This window comes from Paenibacillus sp. PvR098 (assembly GCF_017833255.1).
GTDB lineage: Bacteria > Bacillota > Bacilli > Paenibacillales > NBRC-103111 > Paenibacillus_G.
In genome coordinates, this window is record NZ_JAFIBU010000001.1 from 1,371,494 (window position 1) to 1,390,772 (window position 19,279).

The window sequence follows — 19,279 nt, forward strand, 5'->3', positions numbered from 1 at the left end:
CTGTTGCCTAACGGCTCCTTCTTTTTTCCATAAGAAAAGACCAACGAAATAAACGTTGATCTTTCCTCCATAAGATGATTTATTTTTGTTTTACAGTCTGCGCTGCTCTCATTTCTTCGATCGTCTTGGCTACGGATACTTGCTGCGGGTCGATTCGCACCTCGATCAACGCCGGTTTAAGTGAAGCCAACGCCCGCTGCAGTGCAGGTACAAAATCTTCGTTCTTCTCTACTAGCTCCCCATGTCCGCCCATACTGACCATGATCTCTGTGAAATTCGGATTTGATAATTCCGTTGCAATGACACGTTCAGGAAAATGCTTCTCTTGATGCATTCGGATCGTTCCGTACATGTTATTATTCGCGACAATCGCCAAGACAGGAATTCGATTACGCACAGCCGTCTCCAGCTCTTGCATTGTCATCATAAACCCGCCGTCTCCGGCATACGCCACTACCGTTTTCTCCGGTTGGGCAACCTTCGCACCAATGGCTGCCGGCAGGGCGTATCCCATCGCGCCGGAGGTCGGTCCCACAAAAGTCCCTTCTTCCTGGAAGCGGTAATGCTTGGCCATCCATCCATAGAAATTACCTGCATCCGATGTAAATATGGTGTTAGAAGGAAGGTGGGCCATCAGATCGCCCATGACCGCTTCCAAATTCACATAATCTTGACCGGAAGTAGCGCGAACCTCGGAATATTGTTCATATTTCTTGCGTTGTCCCTGTATATAAGCTTCACGCGATTCGCTTTGACTTGATTCACCCAACTCGGCAAGCAAATCGAGCATAAAGTTTCTCGAGTCAGCTACAATCCCAAGTGCCGGGCGGTATACTTTGTTCAATTCATCCGGTGAAATATCGACATGAATCAGCTTGGTATTGGAAGCCAACAGCGTATAGTTCTGTGTTGTAATTTGCGAGAACCGAGTCCCCAAGGCAAGAACAACATCCGCTTCCCTTACGCACTCCACCAAATACGGTGCAGCACCTACTCCCAATTGTCCGATGTAATATGGATGTTGGTTAGGAAACGCATCGAATCGGCGAAACGCCGTAGCTACAGGTGCTTGCAGTTTATCTGCTAATTCCACCAGTTCTCTGGCAGACTTGGTACCTGTTACCCCGCCCCCGGCGATAATCACCGGACGCTTTGCTTGCTGCAAAATTTCTTTGGCTCTGACCACGGCTTGGTGATCCGGACGCGGGTTGGATAAAATCTCCGTTTCCTGGAACTCCATTTCCGCTACTTCATCCAAAACATCCTGAGGCAAAGAAATAAGAACAGGACCCGGTCTGCCGGATTTGGCGAGATGAAAAGCCCTGTGGACTATCTCTGTGACTCGATGCGCATCATTCAGTTCCACCGTCCATTTGACCAGATGACTGAAATATTCCGCCATATCGATCTCTTGAAAGCCTTCCCGGCCCCGGAATGATCTTTCTACCTGTCCGATAAAAGCAACCATAGGTGTGGAATCTTGATGAGCGGTATGCAATCCGATGGACAGATTGGTTGCTCCCGGCCCTCGGGTGGCGAAACAAACCCCTACCTTACCGCTGGCTTTTGCATAACCTTCAGCCATGAAGGAAACGCCTCCTTCATGGCGACCGGAAATCAGTTCTATCTGCGGTGTTTCATACAAGGCGTTTAAGACGCTCAAATAGCTCTCTCCGGGCACACAAAACGCCTTCTCAACGCCCTCTCTCAATAGAACTTCTACGATTGCTTTTGCAGCGGTCATCTGTGTCATGTCTCTACTCTCCTCTTTATTGATATTTCTTGATCAAGTATTCAATGGCATTTCTTCTGGATGAAGTAATATGTTCTCTCATTCTCAATTCGACCTTATCCGGATCTCTCTCCAGAAAAGCTTCAATAATGGCTACATGCTCGGGGATCGAGACGTTATGCTTCTCATTAACGGATGAGGTGAGAACAAAAATTCTATGATTATGGTCATAGATATTGCCCATAATATTGTGGATAAAGGTATTAGGATACGAATAGATGATTTGATGATGCAGCTGTTTATCTAGATCAATATAATAGGCTTTTCGTTCATCCGGTGTCATCCCTTCAGGCGGTTCCGTTAAGCTGTGTTTCATTGCTATCAGCCATTCCTCCGAAAGCTTGTGGCACACATTCTTAGCTACGAAGGGTTCGATCAATTCCCGCATTTCATACACTTCATTGAGTAATTCTACGGTAATGCCAGAAACGATGATGCCTTTGCGGGGATAAATATAAACAAGCTTCTCCTGCTCCAATTTTTGCAATGCTTCTCTAATCGGAGTGCGGCTGATGTTCAGCTCCGATTGCAGCCTATCCTCCGAGATATCAGAGAGCGTTTTCAATTCACCGCTTAATATTTTTTCCTTAATGATCTCGTAAGCCAAATTGGTTTTTCCTTGTTTCATTACATCACCCTTTATACGATCAAATTATAGATGTATTCATAATATTCAACTGATATATCTAAGTTATTTTCATAATAATCCCAATATTATGCAGTGTCAATAGAGTATTTAATAACATAAAAACCCACGATTGTACGTGGGCCTTTATCAAACGATTCTATTAATACTCAGCAGGTCCCGATGTCGGCGCTTAGCCTTAGGTTCAAATTCTATGCTAATCCGCTGCTTGCAGATCACTCTGACTTGGTCCGACGGGTCAGCTGGGGTAGGGTTCGCCCATGGTTTGAGTCTTCGATAAGTGTGTTGAGACGCTTAAGCCTGGTCTCTTCTTTCTTCGCATTAATGACCCACCAAATAGCAGCCCTCTAGTACCAAGCTGCTTGGGCTTGAAAGAATTCCCATGCATGAGGGTTCGCACGAAATTGCTGCTCATAAACATCATCGAGCTGTATGCCATTCTTTTGCTCATAAGAATATATCGCTGATTTGTCTTCCTTTCGTTCCTCGAATGCTTTGAGACCTGCCGGCCTCATCAACCCTCGATGAATAAGATCATTGGCATACTTGATGTTTACTGCGCTCCAAATACTGCGTGGGTTACGTGGTGTGAACCGAATCTTCTAGCTGATGTCATCCATGCTTTTACGTATACCATCAATCCAACCATAACAAATCGCATCTTTCACCGCTTCTGGCCAACTGATACTGGGCATGTTTGCATTTTTTTTATAAAATCCAACCCATAATTCTTGAGTTTGATCATGATGCTCTTCCTCCCATTTGCGAAATTCAGAAGGTACAGCGAAGAAGATCGGTTCCAAGGTTCTTCACTTTGATTTATTACATCTGCAAGTTCTGTTAGCTTGCACTTTTAATTCCGACAGGTTTCTTCTGACACCGACTTGGAATCCGACCGACGCCGTTAGCCCTACCGACTTACGAAGAGTCATTAACTCGTCCACTTCAATGCCATGCTCTTTAAGCTGCCGATACGTGTATACCAGTCGATGGAACAATTAATATTCGTGGTTGGAAGACAGGAATACCCTATTCTAGTAAATAACACGAGTTTGCTCATCTTATAAAATCTAACATTTCTATGATGTTGTTTACTCGGCCGATGGGGTTTACTCCTTTATTCAACATCTCTTCGCAGCTTGTTTTATAGCATATGAAGGGTATTCCTGCGTCGATCGATGCTCTACCATCAATCCATGAATCCCCAATGGCAATCCATTCATCGGATAATATATGCTTAAATTGACTCTTAGCTACCAGATATCCGGAAGGAGAGGGCTTCAGTGAAGTCATTTGTTCTCTCCCTATGATGAAATCAAAATACTTCCTGACTTCGGTTTTCTCTAGAGCTTTTAGAGCAGCCGTACGTGAATTATTCGTAACTATAACTAGTATATATTTCGTATGTAGTGATTCAATCAGATCCATAACTCCCGGTTCAAGCCCTGCGCCTTCCATCCCTTTGAGTTCATGCTTTTCTGTAATCTTCATAGCCGCTTCATAGGTTTCAGAAGTCATTCCTGATTTCTTGGCGCATTCTATCATAGTTGACGTAGTATGCTCCTGGACGGGAAAATCATGAGGCAGCAGTTTAAACCTTCCAAGAAAATCATAAACATCAAGTTTCATTGCCGCAAAATCAATTTTGGATTGCAGCAATGTATTATCCATATCAAAAATAATCCCTTTAGTTTTGTTCATGCTTGCCATAAATTCCCTCCGAGTTTCTCGCACGCAGATAATAGCCAATCATTGCTCTTCTGTCAAGAAAGTGGACACCGGTTAGCTAAGCTGCTCTTTCGTAGTACTTCTCAAAGCGTACGGGTGACATGTAACCAATTATACTATTCGATCTTTTCCGGTTGTAAAAGAACTCGAAATATAGTTTCTGCTGTGCTTCTTGCTTGGTCTTGGATTTTGGTTTGCTGTAGATGAACTCACGCTTCAAGATACTATGAAAAGCCTCGATACAGGCATTAGCATAACAGTTGCCTTTACGACTCATGCTGGGCTTCATACCGTAGCTTTCCAGCTGCTTACGGTACTCCTTGGAGGCATACTGGGAACCGCGGTCAGAATGGTGAATCAAGCCTTTTCCAGGCAGCTTTTCGGTATATGCCTGTTTCAATGCACCCATGACGAGGTCCGTTGTCATTCGTTCGCTTAGTTTTCATCCAACGATTTGTTTCGTGTACAGGTCCAAGATGCTGGCGAGGTAATGCTTCCCTTGGCACATGGAAGGTAGGTAATATCGGCTACCCACTTTTCATTCGGCTTCGTTGCTTGCAAAATCTTGCTGAAGGACATTCGGGGCAATGGGCATATCGTGGTTCGAGTCTGTTGTCATGACTCTGAACTTACGCGCCATACAGGAGTGCAGCCCTTGTTCACGCATAATGAGGCCGACCGTACGTTCCGATACGATCCAGCCTTCCTTCACAAGTTCGTTGTGTATTCTCGGGCTTCCATAGATTTCATCTGAATCATGAAAGTGCCGCTTGATGCACTCTGTCAGCAGCTCTTTACGCTTACACTGCTCAGAAGCCTCGGATGCTCGCCATTTGTAATAGCCGCTCCTGGATACCTTTAACACGCCGCACATCTTCTCCAATCGAAACTCGGAGCGATGATCCTCGATGAATTGGAACCTTAGTTCCTTTCTTTGCTGAAGATGTGCATGGCCTTTTTTAAAATCGCGATCTCTTCCTTGAGATCTCAATGGTAAGTATTATCAAAATTTCACCTATGATCGCAATATAAATTTCAATTTATTGAACTTTATGGTTCCTACCGTCATATCTAGTGTTTCTGCTCCGAATCCCTTTCAGTAAACGCATAGGCATAAAGATGATTATCGCTTACTGACACTCATGGTTCGGTGGGCGCTCTTCTTTACACGTTTCACCTCATACCCCTAATGGTGAGGAAGCCATAAATCAATCACCCGAAGGAGCAATACCATCATGAAAAAATTACTTACATCGTTATTCCAATGGAGTACATGGACAGATCTAGCGGAGATTCATCTAGCAGCAAAAGTGCTGACATGGAAAAAACGCTTGAATCCAATAACCAATAAAATCGGCTTTGGAATCTACTTTTTCAAAAATATCACGATCAACCTAAACCGTATAAACAAAGAAATATTGGAGATTGCCGAGGACCGTGCTACGCTATCCTATTTTAACAAAACCGAGTTTCCCCATTTTATATCGGTATCTGATGGAATTCATGCCACTATGTTTTCGGAACTACCAACCCATGTTACGGAGCGGATTACGTCTTTAGTACACGGGCTGCCAGGCTATAAAGCGCTGCAATCCGCAATCCGTGCGTATGGTTACAAATGTGAGCTTCACTACAACCAAGGAAAAATATTTTTCGGCTCATTGCAAATTCACTTTGTAAAAATCCATCATCAAGCTCTCGTATCCGTGTAACAAGAGCAGCCCATACGCTCACTGGCCATTATGGTCGGTGGGCATTTTTTGCCCTAAGGTGGTTAAATTGATGAGTAGTTCTCATCGAATCAACCCAAAACCCACTCGTAATTTTTGAAACAAATATAGAAACGCTGCACAAATGACATAAATGATAAAATACCCCATATTAAGACCGTATATTGGAATTAAGTATGCATAAGCAATGTAAAAAACAAATAGCGTAGCTATGCTATACGAAAACCCATAAATGACATAAGGAAATAGTCGATGATCATCCTCATAATGCAGTACTACGATTAGCGGGAAAAGCGTTGAAGGAAACGAGCTTAATATATTTGCCCATTTGCTGCCAACCAAAGAAGCCATGCCGGTGATTAATACTAAAATCATTCCGACTGTAATTCCTCTGATGAAATAATGTATACCTTTGCTTTTGGATCCTGTACTTTTTTCTTGTTTTCCTATCAGCTTGTTCATTAGGATAAGATTTATAATGAAAACGAGTATAAATATCGAAGAGGCCAATGCCACATCGATATCCATTAAAAAGATCAAGGATCCGATCATTACAAATGCAATGATTCCCGCCGCTGACGAAATTAAAATTTCTATTAATTTTGAATTGAAAGTGAGGGTCCTAGAAATAAGTAGATATACTAAACAAAAGATAAGGGCAGCTGCTAGCCCGGCAATCCCCCATGGTATCCCGCTTAACGTAAAATCCATTCCTTGTTCCATAGTAATAAAATAAATCGAAAGACCCGTGCCTAACGGAATCCCCGAGATCATCCCTGCGATTTGAGGATTGACCCTTTTGGAGATTTCCGCCAGTACAAATACGATAACAACAGATATGACGATTTTAATAATGGTTAGACTGATCAGAGGGTTCACCTGCTTTTATTCTTTGCACAAATTAAATAGAAGGAATATGTTTCCTAATTCTAAAATGGTTGATACATCATCAATGCATGATTTTCTGTAATATATTGATCCTCAACCAATTCTCTCTTCTCATTCCAAACGCGTCTATAATTCAGATTGTGCCTTACACAAAACCTTCCCAGTACTCTTGCGCAATCTTATGTTCTCTTTCGTAAATCTCATAGCTATATAGCGGCTGTGTTAACGTTCTCCATACCACTGCCCCCTACAATTTTACCGATTTCTTTCTTGAATATTTGCAATTACCCTCCAGAATACATCCGCCCTTAAAAAGAGACATAATCCGGCAATCAATTTAATAGATTCAGCAATTACAATGTATACATTCTCTTTGAATATTGGACTTGTAACGTACAAATGATTAGTCCACAAATTAGGAACACCTTTAATTAAATTCACCGTCGAAAATACAACAATGACTAATCCAACGATAGAAATTATCATTACATAAGTGTACTTGAATTCAAGGGTTTGCTCTTCTTGTTTTCTACGAGCTAATATAATGTATGATAGTTTATTTGCTGACGCCCAAAGTATGATGCCGATGCTTAATAAAAAACCAGCTGGAATGGTGTATAACAAAATCAATCGGCTTGCATCAAATTCAAATTCAAATACATCAATACCTAACCAACTGGGAATGCCAAAATAATAAACTTTTACCAATTCGGTTAATCCTAAATAAAACAAATACACGGCTAATATTCGTAAAGACAAAAATGATAGTTCATGAATCTTCATTGTCCCAACACCTCGTTTTAGTCTTCTTAAACATAAGAGGCTAAAGTAGCGTAACAACTGAGTTGAAGACTTAACCTCGCAGCCAGGCCTTTAAAATAATAAAAACATCAAGTTTATTTAAAAACTGATGTATAGAATCCTTTGTTCTATGTTCTTATCTTATAATGCTCTCGTCGGTTTCCGAAAACGCACTTGCGGACCGAGAGCCGAATGGCCTGATATATAAAAAGGGTTCAACGGATGTCAGCGCTTTCTGAAATCTGTCCTTGAGTCGCTAGTAATCAATTTAATTTATATCCATGTTATATTTCATTCGGACCTATTGAGCTACGATCATAGATGGAACTTAAAAATGTTGAGACTCCATTGCTATTATTACTGTCAATGATCTTATCTGCTTTATTCCTTAGAATTTCATGTGCATTACTTACTGCATATTTCTCGTCAGCTGCTTCAAACATGGATAAATCATTTAAGTTATCTCCAAAACAAACTAATTTTTTGAAGTTATATTTACTCTTTAAAAATAATACCGCTTCTTTCTTAGTAGCGCGTTGATCTGCTATTTCAAGCCAATGATATCCAGGAGAATAAATATCTGGTCCAAAGTGACAATTGCATTCCGGTTCATTCATAAATTGTTTATACGCGTATTCCAATTTATTGAAAGTATCTATCGCATTGATTGTAATAATGTGTTCATTCATACATTCATCATAATTGTTAACCAGTTTAAATCGGGTATCACCTTTACTTAATCTGTTGCCTATGTAGTTGGCTTCACTATTGTTAAAGGTACCTTTATAATATATTCGAGAATTTCCATCATGATCAATTGTGTAAACTATAGGATTTAGGCCGGACTGCAAATAAGTTTGAATAATTTGGGTACCAAGCTGATTGGATAAGTAATTGGTTTTAATGTAGCGTTCATTATGGGAGTCATATATAAATACTCCATTCATTAATACGATGGGTAAATTCACGTTTAACTCTTTAATAATTTCTTTAGTAGATTCTATAGAACGAGCTGTAGCTATTGTAAAATGCATTCCATGTTCAATTAAATGATTAAGTGTTTCTATTGTTTCTACATTTAGCGTCTGGTTATCATTCAGTAACGTACCGTCTAGATCTGAAACATATAATACATCCATGACTTTGCTTCCTTCCTTTCAGATTATGTGCCAATTTCTTATAACGTTGACCCCGGTTATATATCCATACTTTACCATGGAAACATCTATTACGCTATGCTGTCTGTCTGTTTATCAATAACCAAAAGAAGGAGTAGCCGTTATGTAGTTGGGGGAACAAATGGTAACGAGCTTGATGTGGTCGACGCCCGGCTTTACCGTAGCTGTAATCGTGCTGTTTCTAGTGATCAGTTTGCTCTGCTCTCGGGCTATCGTCAGTCTGAAGCGCAATCCTGCCAAACCGTTACTCTACTATTATTTCCGATATTGAGGATTACTGCCCTTAACGCAGTAAAGCTGCCAATCAATTCCGCGGCAGCCTCGAGGTTGGGTTATTAAGCTCTTGTTTCCCGTTAGATAAACAATCCCTTCCTCTTCTATTACATAATTTGTTTGGACAACGAAATAAACAAAAACACGAGCGAAAGTAGCCGCAAGTGATTGAATTGTAATTAACATTTATGATGGGTAATTAATTTTACCCGTTTCAACTAATTGTTTTAACCCTTCAAACATATAACTCCAACCTTGTTCGGTTTGACTATTATATTCACCAAGAGCTTTTTCAATGTCTTCTTCAGTCCAACCTTCTTCATGAGGAACCAAAATAACTTGTGTAAAGGTCATCTCACAGCCCTTTTCAAAAGATTTAATTTCTACTGTAATCCTATCCTCTGTATCACTAAATTGAGGCATTTTAAATGTGAAAACTAATTTACTTGGTGGGTCAATTTCAATGTACTCACCAACTGCCCTGTAATCTTTACCTTCTCGATGGTCGACAATTTCCCATGTCCCACCGACGTAAGGCTCGTTCTTTGCCACTTTATTCGTTGTTTCCATCGTAAAAAACCATTTTCTCATCATTTCTGGATTCAGCCAAGCGTCAAATACTTTAACAGCAGTGACATCAAAAGAACGTTTCATCGTTAGTGTTGTGGTAGATGTATTAACCATTTCCATCATCCTTTACTTCATTCGCAATTTATTTTTACAGTATTCGTCAAATGCCTAACATTAATTCCTCATTTTACTATTTGTATCACTATCCTGCCCCATTAGTTCCACAAACCTCTGTCCGAAGCCTGCTAACTATCGAACTTCGTTAGCTGAATTTAAACACTACCGATGTCCAAAAAACAACAATCCACCGAGCTTTATCCGATTTTTAAGCGGGCGTCTAAACGATTTGTAACATGCGAATCAAGAGAAGACGGCGTATCGGTTGGGAATAACCTAATACAAAAGGGATATCGAATTTCTCTTGAATAAATAGGGGAGAACACCACCAAACCGCCAACAAGGACCTTAAAGTTTTTTTGCAAACTGTTTAAGTTTATTAGACATCTCTTCAATCTGTTTAATAAAAGCTGAAATTTGTTGAGTAGATGCCGCTTGCTCTTGACCAATAGCTGCTATTTGCTCAATTGAAGTTCCGATTTGTTTAGTAACTTCTTGGATATGGGCCAAGGTTTCACGCGTCGTTTGCGCCGAGGTTACTGTTTCTTGAGATAACTTTCGAATTTCCTTAGCCACAACTTCGAACCCTCTACCTTTATCTCCAACATGAGCGGCCTCGATAGCTGCGTTTAATCCTAACAAATTCGTTTGGTCAGCAACCTTTTTAATAATAGACAGCACTTCGTCGGTGTTCTTAACACCCTCTCCAGCCCGCTGGGATGAAATAAGAAGTTTTTGGGTGAACTCAGCTAATAAATTTGATCCTTCCACGACATTCACAATTCGTTGATTGGCCTGTGATAATGATTCAGAAATTTGATCGGCAATATTTCTTAACTCAGTTTGCCTACGCAATTGTACTGCAATTCCTCCAATGACTCTGCCATCTTTATCGTGAACAGGTGTTGCCGTTCCGGTAAACTCAAATCCATAGAAATCAGCTGGAACCTCAGCTTTAGACGGTTTATTGTCGCGTAGCGCATGTGTAAGAGGTTCCTCTGGGTTTAAAGCCTGACCTATATTGATGTTTAAATTTATTGTTTCACCTGGAAAGTAGGCAATGAACTTTTCTAAATCACAAATAGCTATGGAAAGATCAGCAGGAACCGCGGCTTTAAGGATGGGTACCATAGCAACGACACTGTCTAACGAATCGATTTTGTTAATCATGATGTGAACACTCCAATTAGGTATGATTGATTGTGGTTTATCAATACGAAGTACAAGAAGGTGGAGGACAAGATCAACACACTGGATACTTAGTCGACCCCGATCATTCGATGCATCTTATTGCTGGCATCGCATTCATCGTAAGCTACTATTTTACCATATTCCTTAAATTGAGGGGCGAAATTAACAATATCACTTTTATTGCGCATAAGAACTTCGTAAAACCAATTGTCGTGCGTGTCGCTGTTTGTATTCCGCTGTATATATCGGTTTTTGTTTGTTATCCAAGGTTTCTTTATAAAGGCAAAAGCAGTCATAATATGAGCTAATGTGTTTCTAATCTTTAGTAATTCATATATTTTCCACGTAAAAAGGTGGTACAAAACACCCGATGTTAAAATTCGATAAAAACCTGGCCAAAAAGATACACTAATTATTGAGATACAGTAAACAAAGATCTGAATTTCTTTACTTCTACGGAGAAAATTTTCAGGCATCCCGATCATCTCCAATTGGTATTTATACCCATTTTCAGACAATCGGGGCGCTTATTCAACTATTCTTTTAAATTTGTATACGACCCGTATACAATACTCAAGATATGAACTCTCCTCACAAGCACATCAGAGAGACTGGCTTAGATCACAATATATGCTGTTGACAGGGAAAAAATTATTTAATACTATTAAATGATAACTTAACTTAACTACATACACCTGTTAAAGGGGAGTAGCTGATAAACAAAGTCGTCATTACGAGATCAAAAGTCTCCGGCTTTGTTGGCAACGTTGTTGTTAGCGAGACCTTTACCCAGCAAGAGGGTAAAGGTCTCTTTTTATTTTGTGTGATGAGGAGAGAAATTTTCGTGATCGAATCCAAAACATCAAGGCTTAATGAATCGCTGCTGGACATACTCAGCACACGGAACAAGGTTATTGCAAACAATATTGCTAATATGGATACTCCTCACTATAAGTCCAAATCCGTTGTTTTTCATGAAGAGTTCCAACGCAAGTTGGATGGGGAAAACAGCAAAAGATTGGCGATGAAACAGACTCATGAAAAACATTTGGGGGGTCCGGGTGCTCCCTCAGTTCCGTTCCGAATAGTTGAAATGGGGCAAACCGTTATGAACAATAACAATAATAATGTTGATATCGATTTCGAGATGTCCGAACTGGCTAAAAATCAGCTTCTTTATAATGTTACAGTTGATCGTGTAAGCGGGCATTACTCTAAAATGAAAAAACTTATGCAGGAACTTCGCTGAGAATACCATCTGCAATATAAATACGCAGCTTCCTGACCCACTATCGAACTTCTTTAGCAAAATAAAAAACACTTGGATGAATGCTTAAAATTTGGTTCCTATTAGCTTATTATGACGATGCATCAATCTAAATCTCTTCTTTCGTATTTTTGTTCACCAATCCAAGCTAACGCCATTTTTCTGATGATTTCATCTTTGTTTAACTGATTATTTACACCATATTCATCATACAATTTATCAAATTGTTCCTTAAAGATAAGAGCAGGTAATTCCTTGTCAATCGTCCATCTTTCGTCAATATATACTCTAACACCAGCCACTGGGTAAGGTAATTCACGCTGCCTTAAGTATAACCAAATCCATATTGCATGCTCGACTTCCAGTGGCCTTCTAAATTCAGCCTTACTTTTATTTTGAATAAAAACCTCAATTATATCCTTTGTCATTCCACTATAGGATAATATTACCTCTTGTTTACCTATTCGCTCCAATTTTTTTCTGATAGTTTAGTTCCAATAGGATACAAACTTTGAGATTTATGCACGACTAATAATGAAATAATTAATACGAGGACACCTATTAGGAATAACTTTTTAATATCATACAGGTAAAATAAACCAATATGAAGATTTCTTTTTCTAACCATTACCTTAAATCCTCTTTCTGAATCTCAAACTCCTGAATCATTTCCCGTATAACCATGTCCAGCGCTTGAATCTGCCCCTGCGTAATCGACTTCATCTCGGCCAGCTCCGGCATATCTAACTGCTGCGTGAGCACATGCTTTTTTCAGATCAAGCGCTGGATATACTCCGCAATCCGACCACGGCGAAAAGTCTTCCGGCATTCCGATCACCCCCGTAAACCATTTTAAACTATCGGTATACGGGCGTATACACTCTTGCGCTATCGAACATTTGTTAGACCAATTATCCTACGTGTCGCGGTTTGTATGCCGCTGTACACATTACTTTATACTTTAATTTTATGATTCAACTTTTTCGAAATTGGTTAATTAGCCTTAACATTTAACAGAAGGAAGGGATTAATATTTCTTATTCCGTAGATGGACTAGGTAGATTAAGTAATGAAGACCTAATAGCAACTTATTTACAAGCAATGAATTTGGCGCTTGATGTTGGCTTTTTAAGTCAGTTGTTAAGTGAAATTAAAAAAAGAAATTTAAAACTCGAATAAAAAAAGAGGGCCTATTTAAGGTCCTCTTCCTGAATCTCAAACTCCTGAATCATTTCCCTTATCACCATGTCAAGCGCTTGAACCTGCCCCTGTGTGATCTGCTTCATGTCGGCAAGCTCCGGAAGCTCCATCTGCTCAACAAGAGCATGCTTTCTCCAAATCAATCGTTGAACGAATTCCGCTATTCTTCCGCTCCGAAAAGTCTCTGGCATCCGATTAGCTCCATTTGGCATTTATACCCGTACATATGTTAGAGTGTAAGAATGCAATTTTCATAGTAATATTAAACTGAAAAAGTCTTCCTCTCACTGGCAAACTTATTGAAAAGTAAGGACGCAAAGCTTCAGGCCTAAGGAGATTGTCTAAGGCGGCTGGGTTGCACCCGTTATTCAAAGCCAAATAGATTATGAAGGGCCGTGAGGTCAACTATGAACGCACTTATCGCTCACCATGATGAATTAGCGCGGATTGTATTCACTCATTATTGCAAACAGTCGAACATTATAGATTGTTATGAAGTTGAAGAACGTAATGAGGTTTATAAGAAAGTACAAGAAAAAAAATTTGATGTATTGATTATCAACATAGACTGGATATTTAACGTTTCATCGTTAAATGCTTGGCTTAGCTACAATAGAGTATTGAGACATACTAAAATCCTCGCTGTTACAACAGATTTTTGCTTGGATCATGAAAAATGGTGTGAAAATCAATGTATATTCTATAGGGCGTTGCCCCTGACATACAGGGTGTTTAATAAAGTTCTAATTGAATCGAATACATAGTTTGAAATGTTTCGTTACTAGCCAACAAAAACACTCCCTACTCATTGTTCAACTATTGAACTTCGAAAAGCCAATTGTCCAGCGTTTCATGGTTTGTATGCCGCTGTATACTACTCGTTTCGAGTATAAAAATAGCGTATTCTATTCGCTTGTGTGCTTTCGAATACGCTTCATAACCATGTTCAATTAAGTTTGGTTGCCTCCCGGAAAATAATAAGGTGGCACTTTAATCCAGCCGCGTTTAACCATAAGGTCTTTTAACGTTAATGAATAAGTCACTTTCATCATTTGATTTTTTGCAAACATCATGCCTACATCCGCTCGTACTGATTCTGTTAAACCACGGACAGCAGACGTAATTCCTATAACTAAATTATAGGCCAACAAGTTTGCTATTTCTTCATCCGACATTTTCGCTCCCTCAGGAATGGTTCTGTAGTCACCAATTGGTTTTTCTGGACTGCTCTTAGGAAGAGAAATGCCTTCTTTTTTTAGAAATTCGGTTAGCTCATTGATCATAGGTTTGTGGATATTATTAATGATGTCCTCTAATTTTCCCTTAAGTTCAGGGTCTTGAACAACATTGTATGACACTTGGTCAACTCTCAGAGTTTGTTCTGTGCCAGTTAAATAAAACCACAGATTCATAACCTCCCCCACATGAAGGGGTGGTTTTTCACCATCCAGAAACGGTTTAAATGTGTCTTTAATTATCTCGAAAAAATTCATTTAAATAACCTCCGTGATAAGTTGGGTATTGAGGTTATGTTTTCCAAGTGCCATTTAATTATGCTAAGAACTAGAGATTTCTATTTAAGATCCTCTTCCTGAATCCAAACTCCTGAATCATTTCCCTTATCACCCTATCCAGCGCTTGAATCTGCCCCGTTGTGATCTGCTTCATGTCGGCAAGCTCCGGCAGCTCCATTTGTTCAACAAGAGCATGTTTTCTCCAAATCAATCGTTGAACGAATTCCGCTATTCTTCGGCGGCGAAAAGTTTCAGGCATCCCGATCATCTCCAATTGGTATTTATACCCATTTTCAGACAATCGGGATGCTTATTCAACTATTCTTTTAAATTTGTATACGACCGTATACGTTCTTCAATATACGAACTCTCGTTACTTTAAAAACCAATACTCGTCAAATTCTTCAGTGTAAGTTGTCCGACCTTAAGAGTACCAGCAGCGGTCAAACCTAAATCGAATTGAATTACGGTACAGTCTGCGGGAACCGTGATCTCTCCATACCACGTAACTGCATCCGCTAAATCGACATTCCCATCGTACAGACCTTGAATAATCGATACTGTGGACGGATTTTTACAAATGATCCCAACGTTAGCTTTTGCAAGGGGAGAGATCAGATGAATCCAGTAATCGGGCTAGATATTATCAAAGAAGAAAGCCATGGACAAGCTTTTTTAGATCGTGGAAAAGCATACAGAGGGACATTTCATTTCGAGCATACGCGAGAAGGACTCGAGATCTTGCTTCAAGTTATTCGGGACGTCGAGCATGCATCTGGACATCGTCCTACGCTGATTCTCGAAGCAACCGGACACTACCAAAGCCCCGTCGTTCAGTTCCTCGAGGAGCATCACTATTTATTCATTGTTATCAATCCGCTCATTTCAAATCGGCTTAGAAAATCCAATCTTCGTAAAGTAAAAACGGATGCTGCTGATGCTTATCTTTTGGGTAAGCTTCACTATAGAGAAGAGTTTGAACCTTTCAAAAAAAGGGGCGTTCAGCTGCTTAATCTGCGCTATCTGACGCGGCAGTATGAGGCCTTTTCAAAGATGTGTGTGCAAACAAAACTGCAATTTCAGGCTGTCTTGGATCAAGTTTTCCCTGCATATAAAGGCGTCTTTGGGGCTATCTATTCTAGTGTTTCACTACGTTTTTTAAACGAGTTTCCAACATCACATTCGGTTTTGCAAACTGACACAACAACGCTTAAATCCAAATCCAGTCGATTCCCGGTATTGGACCTAAAATTGCTGCAACAATTTTATCGGAAATTGGAGAAGTCGACCGATTTGATCATCCAAAGAAACTAGTAGCCTTTGCTGGCATTGATCCCAGTGTTTTTGCTTCAGGTAAGTTCACCGCAACTCGAAATCGAATCACCAAACATGGTTCCCGGCAGCTTAGATATGCCCTGATTATGGCCGTACAGTGTGGCCTAATCCGTACTCGTAATACTCGAATTAAAGACTTCTATGACCGCAAAAGAGCCGAAGGAAAGCCTCACAAAGTGACCCTAGTAGCGTGTGCGAACAAGCTGGTTCATTGGCTATATGCCATTTTAATAAGCAAGAAATCCTTCCGTCCAGCATAACAAAAAGTTAGTGGTATAACCTTCCAATGCGTTTCAAATTGGGAGGTTGTTTGGCATGCTTATTTTTCACTTAGAAAATTAATCCAAAATGTTAAATTTGAACATCATGGTAACCCTATTCCAATAACGATTAGTATAGGGATAACAGAGTACACTGAAGAATCATTAGAACATTTAATTGAAAAGGCTGACCAGGCACTATATCAAGCCAAAGCGAATGGTCGAAATCATGTTGTTACATTTTAGCCATCATCAGTGATGGCTTTTTTATTTTATTTCGATTCTAGTAATAAAACTAAGCAGTATAAAACATAACGGCAGCCTGGGACTGTGATAATAAAGTCCTAGACTACCGTTCCACTTATTGATCTATCGTTTCCCGATTAATGACTGATCACACATGTTACCCAAAAGCCAGTTTTGCGAAGAAATGAAAAATAGGATCTGCTTGTCGAATCTGCTTTTTGTTTGTTCAATTTTATTTATTAATACGCCATGGCTACAAAAACACGTCGTCTCTAAAAAATGCTTTTATATAAATGATTCAGCTAACATTCGCTTTATTTATCCGAGCTCCGTTTCCACATTCTGTTCCACTGATTTTGGTGATTTATTGACAAGGATTTGATAGGTAATTGCGACTACCCATAACAATAGAAAAACTCCGTATACAAGGGCGGTATTTAATTGAAGTCCGGTGGATTGGATCAACGTTCTTAAGTTCGTAAGGATGATTAACCCGCCGACTAACACACCAAGCATATAGGACGGAATCACTTTTACTAGATAAGCTGCGATTGGTGCAGCCACTACACCGCCGATTACAAAAGCTGCTACCCAAATCAAATTGAACTGCTCCCAGCCCAAAAATAATAAGAATCCAAGCGTAGCGGATACTGCGATTGCAAACTCGCTTGTTGCCACCGTTCCGACGACTTTTCTTGGAGATGCTCCTTTTTTGGCCAAAAGGGCAGGTGTTGTAATCGGCCCCCAGCCTCCGCCGCCTACTGCATCGAAAAAGCCTCCAACCAGACCTAGAGGTATTAGAAACTTTTTGGCATATTTCGGCATAGCGGCATTTTCGGAGGTTTGTATATTCCCAAGAAAACGGAAAAGAATGTACACACCCAGAAGCGTTAACATGACGGCGATAAACGGTTTAACGGTATCGCCAGGAATGCTGCTCAAAAACGCTGCTCCGACAAATGCGCTAATGGAACCCGGCACGACAAGTTTCAATAGAATCGAGCGGTCAACATTTTTGAAATACAAATGCGAGGCTCCGGAGGCAGCCGTGGTACCGATTTCCGCCATGTGGATGGATGCAGAAGCAATAGCAGGCGCGACACCAAAGAAGAGAAGCAAGGAAGCGGAAGTAGCTCCAAATCCCATGCCTAATGACCCATCGACCAACTGTGCAAAAAAACCAATAATTGAGAAGATAATAAGTTTTCTCATAAGACAACCCCGCTTTCAATCCCGAGTAAATCTATGTGATTAATTATAAATACTTCTGATACGGATGTAAAGGATAATTTATAATGGTTTGTCCTTGTCCTCAAATGTTTAGCAGCTTTCGGGAACGAAACCTGTCGTCGTTTTGGAAGCAACCGGCCATTATCATCGAGGGGTGGTTGCCTATGCTGGACTTGATTCTGGTGTCTACAGTAATGAAGGATTATTTGTGATGCCTAAAAGCACTATAGCAGCATTTTACTCATTAACCAAGCTTCAGGTGCTTGACAAACATCAGCTGGTTTTCACTCTCGATGCTAATTATTCCTTCACACGAATATTCCTATAGGTGTAAATTTAGATGGAAAGGAGATATGTTATATGGGCGTGAACATGACAACTTTGAGTGCGCTTGCCGAGCCCAACCGATTCCACATTGTCGAGCTTTTGCGTGACGGTCCCCTCACTGTAGGAGAAATAGCCGAACGACTTGGGCTCCGTCAGCCGCAGGTATCTAAACATCTACGTGTACTTAGTGATTCCGGGCTCGTTGAGGTGCATCCAAGCGCGAATCGCCGCATCTATAAATTGCGGCCACAGCCCTTCTTAGAACTGGACGAGTGGATTGATTCCTTTCGAACCATTTGGGAGGATAGATTCGACCGCTTGGACGATTTTTTACGTGAGTTGCAAGGAAAGTAACAACGGGGATACGGCATAGTAGCTTAGCTGGGAGTAATTGTACAACTACATAATTTATTATTTAGGAGGAAAATGAATTGACGACAAACAAAATGATATCGAAAGTAGAAGATAATGTTCTGGTACTGGAGCGCGTTTTCGATGCACCTCGTGAGCTCGTTTTTAAAGCTTTTTCGGAAGTTGAACACTTAAAGCGCTGGTTTGGGCCGAAAGGTTGGTCACTATCGGTTAGCAAGTTTGAGTTCCTTGAGGGAATGCCGGAGACGTTGATCACGCTGACCTTCGTCCAACATGAGGGCAAGACGAAACTGATCAACCACGCTGAGTACGCATCGGCCGATGCACTCAAGACCGTAATGGATATGGGAATGCTCGAAGGTATAACCGCGACTTGGGACAGTCTGGAGGAATTTCTGGAAGAAATGAAGTAATTCCGTCGTCGTGTGCAAAATGTATTTGTCTGCTTCAGAAGCCAGCTCCAACTTAACCCAATAGTTAACTTTCTCAAAAAACAGCCCCTCCTGTTATCGGAACGAGGCTGCCGATTCTTAATCGCGGCAGCCTCGTGGCGTTAGGTTGGTTATGCTCTTGTTATCCATTTGTTCCCTTATTACCACTAAATAAAACCAACG

The 19,279-nt window shown here is 40.4% G+C and carries 24 protein-coding genes, 1 pseudogene and 2 riboswitches; of the genes and pseudogenes, 8 read left to right on the forward strand and 17 right to left on the reverse strand.

Translation table 11 applies throughout. From position 1 onward, the window contains the following. Positions 1-79 precede the first annotated feature (79 nt). From JOE45_RS06850 to JOE45_RS06875, 7 genes are all read right to left on the reverse strand, one after another. The gene (locus tag JOE45_RS06850; RefSeq protein ID WP_210020906.1) at positions 80-1,753 is read right to left on the reverse strand and encodes a thiamine pyrophosphate-dependent enzyme; all 1,674 of its coding nucleotides are present in this window, start codon (positions 1,751-1,753) and stop codon (positions 80-82) included. A 16-nt stretch (positions 1,754-1,769) separates the two neighbouring features. Beyond that, positions 1,770-2,420, reverse strand: coding sequence for a GntR family transcriptional regulator (locus JOE45_RS06855; protein ID WP_210020905.1), 651 nt, complete (start codon positions 2,418-2,420; stop codon positions 1,770-1,772). A 233-nt stretch (positions 2,421-2,653) separates the two neighbouring features. Continuing rightward, entirely contained in the window at positions 2,654-2,776 is a 123-nt protein-coding gene (locus JOE45_RS23965; RefSeq protein ID WP_348632589.1) for a YdeI/OmpD-associated family protein, read from the reverse strand. Between the two features lie 264 nt (positions 2,777-3,040). Then, positions 3,041-3,241, reverse strand: coding sequence for a YdeI/OmpD-associated family protein (locus JOE45_RS23465; protein WP_245246720.1), 201 nt, complete (start codon positions 3,239-3,241; stop codon positions 3,041-3,043). A gap of 253 nt (positions 3,242-3,494) precedes the next feature. Then, entirely contained in the window at positions 3,495-4,148 is a 654-nt protein-coding gene (locus JOE45_RS06865; protein ID WP_245246736.1) for an HAD family hydrolase, read from the reverse strand. Between the two features lie 76 nt (positions 4,149-4,224). Beyond that, complete coding sequence (locus JOE45_RS06870) at positions 4,225-4,593, reverse strand: DDE-type integrase/transposase/recombinase (RefSeq protein ID WP_280873957.1); 369 nt, start codon at positions 4,591-4,593, stop codon at positions 4,225-4,227. Positions 4,594-4,704: 111 nt separating this feature from the next. Continuing rightward, entirely contained in the window at positions 4,705-5,031 is a 327-nt protein-coding gene (locus tag JOE45_RS06875; RefSeq protein WP_210020903.1) for an IS3 family transposase, read from the reverse strand. 370 nt (positions 5,032-5,401) lie between these two features. Here JOE45_RS06875 and JOE45_RS06880 point away from each other — a divergent pair, with 370 nt between their 5' ends. After that, positions 5,402-5,878, forward strand: coding sequence for a hypothetical protein (locus JOE45_RS06880; protein ID WP_210020902.1), 477 nt, complete (start codon positions 5,402-5,404; stop codon positions 5,876-5,878). A gap of 81 nt (positions 5,879-5,959) precedes the next feature. Here the strand turns inward: JOE45_RS06880 and JOE45_RS06885 are convergent, their stop codons facing one another. The 3 genes from JOE45_RS06885 to JOE45_RS06895 all read right to left on the reverse strand — a co-directional run bounded on the left by JOE45_RS06885 (position 5,960) and on the right by JOE45_RS06895 (position 8,724). Next, positions 5,960-6,775: a hypothetical protein gene (locus JOE45_RS06885; protein WP_210020901.1), complete on the reverse strand. Its 816-nt coding sequence runs from the start codon at positions 6,773-6,775 to the stop codon at positions 5,960-5,962. A 264-nt stretch (positions 6,776-7,039) separates the two neighbouring features. Further along, positions 7,040-7,567, reverse strand: a complete 528-nt coding sequence (locus JOE45_RS06890; RefSeq protein WP_210020900.1) for a hypothetical protein — start codon at positions 7,565-7,567, stop codon at positions 7,040-7,042. A gap of 302 nt (positions 7,568-7,869) precedes the next feature. Beyond that, positions 7,870-8,724 carry an HAD family hydrolase gene (locus JOE45_RS06895; RefSeq protein WP_210020899.1) on the reverse strand — a complete coding sequence of 285 codons (855 nt, stop codon included), beginning with the start codon at positions 8,722-8,724 and terminating at the stop codon, positions 7,870-7,872. A gap of 160 nt (positions 8,725-8,884) precedes the next feature. Between JOE45_RS06895 and JOE45_RS06900 the strand changes: the two genes are divergently transcribed. Continuing rightward, the gene (locus JOE45_RS06900) at positions 8,885-9,034 is read left to right on the forward strand and encodes a hypothetical protein (RefSeq protein WP_210020898.1); all 150 of its coding nucleotides are present in this window, start codon (positions 8,885-8,887) and stop codon (positions 9,032-9,034) included. A 188-nt stretch (positions 9,035-9,222) separates the two neighbouring features. Here JOE45_RS06900 and JOE45_RS06905 read toward each other — a convergent pair whose 3' ends face one another. Together JOE45_RS06905 and JOE45_RS06910 are read right to left on the reverse strand one after the other, a co-directional pair. Next, the gene (locus JOE45_RS06905; RefSeq protein WP_210020897.1) at positions 9,223-9,720 is read right to left on the reverse strand and encodes an SRPBCC family protein; all 498 of its coding nucleotides are present in this window, start codon (positions 9,718-9,720) and stop codon (positions 9,223-9,225) included. Positions 9,721-10,071: 351 nt separating this feature from the next. Next, positions 10,072-10,893 (reverse strand): methyl-accepting chemotaxis protein, encoded by an 822-nt coding sequence (locus JOE45_RS06910; RefSeq protein ID WP_210020896.1) that lies wholly within the window; start codon positions 10,891-10,893, stop codon positions 10,072-10,074. 712 nt (positions 10,894-11,605) lie between these two features. Then, positions 11,606-11,689, forward strand: a riboswitch (yybP-ykoY riboswitch). Positions 11,690-11,758: 69 nt separating this feature from the next. On the opposite strand from JOE45_RS06910, the gene flgB reads away from it, so the two are divergent. Continuing rightward, positions 11,759-12,163 (forward strand): flagellar basal body rod protein FlgB, encoded by a 405-nt coding sequence (gene flgB / locus JOE45_RS06915; protein ID WP_210020895.1) that lies wholly within the window; start codon positions 11,759-11,761, stop codon positions 12,161-12,163. Between the two features lie 122 nt (positions 12,164-12,285). Here flgB and JOE45_RS06920 read toward each other — a convergent pair whose 3' ends face one another. Next, positions 12,286-12,654 carry a hypothetical protein gene (locus tag JOE45_RS06920; RefSeq protein ID WP_210020894.1) on the reverse strand — a complete coding sequence of 123 codons (369 nt, stop codon included), beginning with the start codon at positions 12,652-12,654 and terminating at the stop codon, positions 12,286-12,288. Positions 12,655-13,213: 559 nt separating this feature from the next. Between JOE45_RS06920 and sda the strand changes: the two genes are divergently transcribed. Then, positions 13,214-13,360, forward strand: a complete 147-nt coding sequence (sda, locus tag JOE45_RS24135; RefSeq protein ID WP_461479550.1) for a sporulation histidine kinase inhibitor Sda — start codon at positions 13,214-13,216, stop codon at positions 13,358-13,360. A gap of 11 nt (positions 13,361-13,371) precedes the next feature. Here the strand turns inward: sda and JOE45_RS06930 are convergent, their stop codons facing one another. From JOE45_RS06930 to JOE45_RS06940, 3 genes are all read right to left on the reverse strand, one after another. Further along, on the reverse strand, positions 13,372-13,572 hold the full coding sequence (locus JOE45_RS06930; protein ID WP_210020893.1) for a hypothetical protein: 201 nt from the start codon (positions 13,570-13,572) through the stop codon (positions 13,372-13,374). A gap of 88 nt (positions 13,573-13,660) precedes the next feature. Then, positions 13,661-13,744, forward strand: a riboswitch (cyclic di-GMP riboswitch). 587 nt (positions 13,745-14,331) lie between these two features. Further along, positions 14,332-14,874 carry a DUF3231 family protein gene (locus JOE45_RS06935; RefSeq protein WP_210020892.1) on the reverse strand — a complete coding sequence of 181 codons (543 nt, stop codon included), beginning with the start codon at positions 14,872-14,874 and terminating at the stop codon, positions 14,332-14,334. Positions 14,875-14,944: 70 nt separating this feature from the next. Next, on the reverse strand, positions 14,945-15,154 hold the full coding sequence (locus JOE45_RS06940; RefSeq protein ID WP_210020891.1) for a hypothetical protein: 210 nt from the start codon (positions 15,152-15,154) through the stop codon (positions 14,945-14,947). A gap of 359 nt (positions 15,155-15,513) precedes the next feature. Here JOE45_RS06940 and JOE45_RS06945 point away from each other — a divergent pair. Both JOE45_RS06945 and JOE45_RS23470 read left to right on the forward strand, forming a co-directional pair. After that, a pseudogene (locus JOE45_RS06945) lies at positions 15,514-16,490 on the forward strand (IS110 family transposase). Between the two features lie 15 nt (positions 16,491-16,505). Continuing rightward, positions 16,506-16,736, forward strand: a complete 231-nt coding sequence (locus JOE45_RS23470; protein ID WP_210023382.1) for a GGDEF domain-containing protein — start codon at positions 16,506-16,508, stop codon at positions 16,734-16,736. Between the two features lie 318 nt (positions 16,737-17,054). On the opposite strand, the gene JOE45_RS06955 is transcribed toward JOE45_RS23470, so the two are convergent. Further along, positions 17,055-17,948, reverse strand: a complete 894-nt coding sequence (locus JOE45_RS06955) for a sulfite exporter TauE/SafE family protein (RefSeq protein ID WP_210020890.1) — start codon at positions 17,946-17,948, stop codon at positions 17,055-17,057. Between the two features lie 378 nt (positions 17,949-18,326). Between JOE45_RS06955 and JOE45_RS06960 the strand changes: the two genes are divergently transcribed. Together JOE45_RS06960 and JOE45_RS06965 are read left to right on the forward strand one after the other, a co-directional pair. Then, positions 18,327-18,647 carry an ArsR/SmtB family transcription factor gene (locus JOE45_RS06960; RefSeq protein ID WP_210020889.1) on the forward strand — a complete coding sequence of 107 codons (321 nt, stop codon included), beginning with the start codon at positions 18,327-18,329 and terminating at the stop codon, positions 18,645-18,647. A gap of 77 nt (positions 18,648-18,724) precedes the next feature. Continuing rightward, a complete protein-coding gene (locus JOE45_RS06965; protein WP_210020888.1) occupies positions 18,725-19,078 on the forward strand; it encodes an SRPBCC domain-containing protein in 354 nt (117 codons plus the stop codon). Positions 19,079-19,279 lie beyond the last annotated feature (201 nt).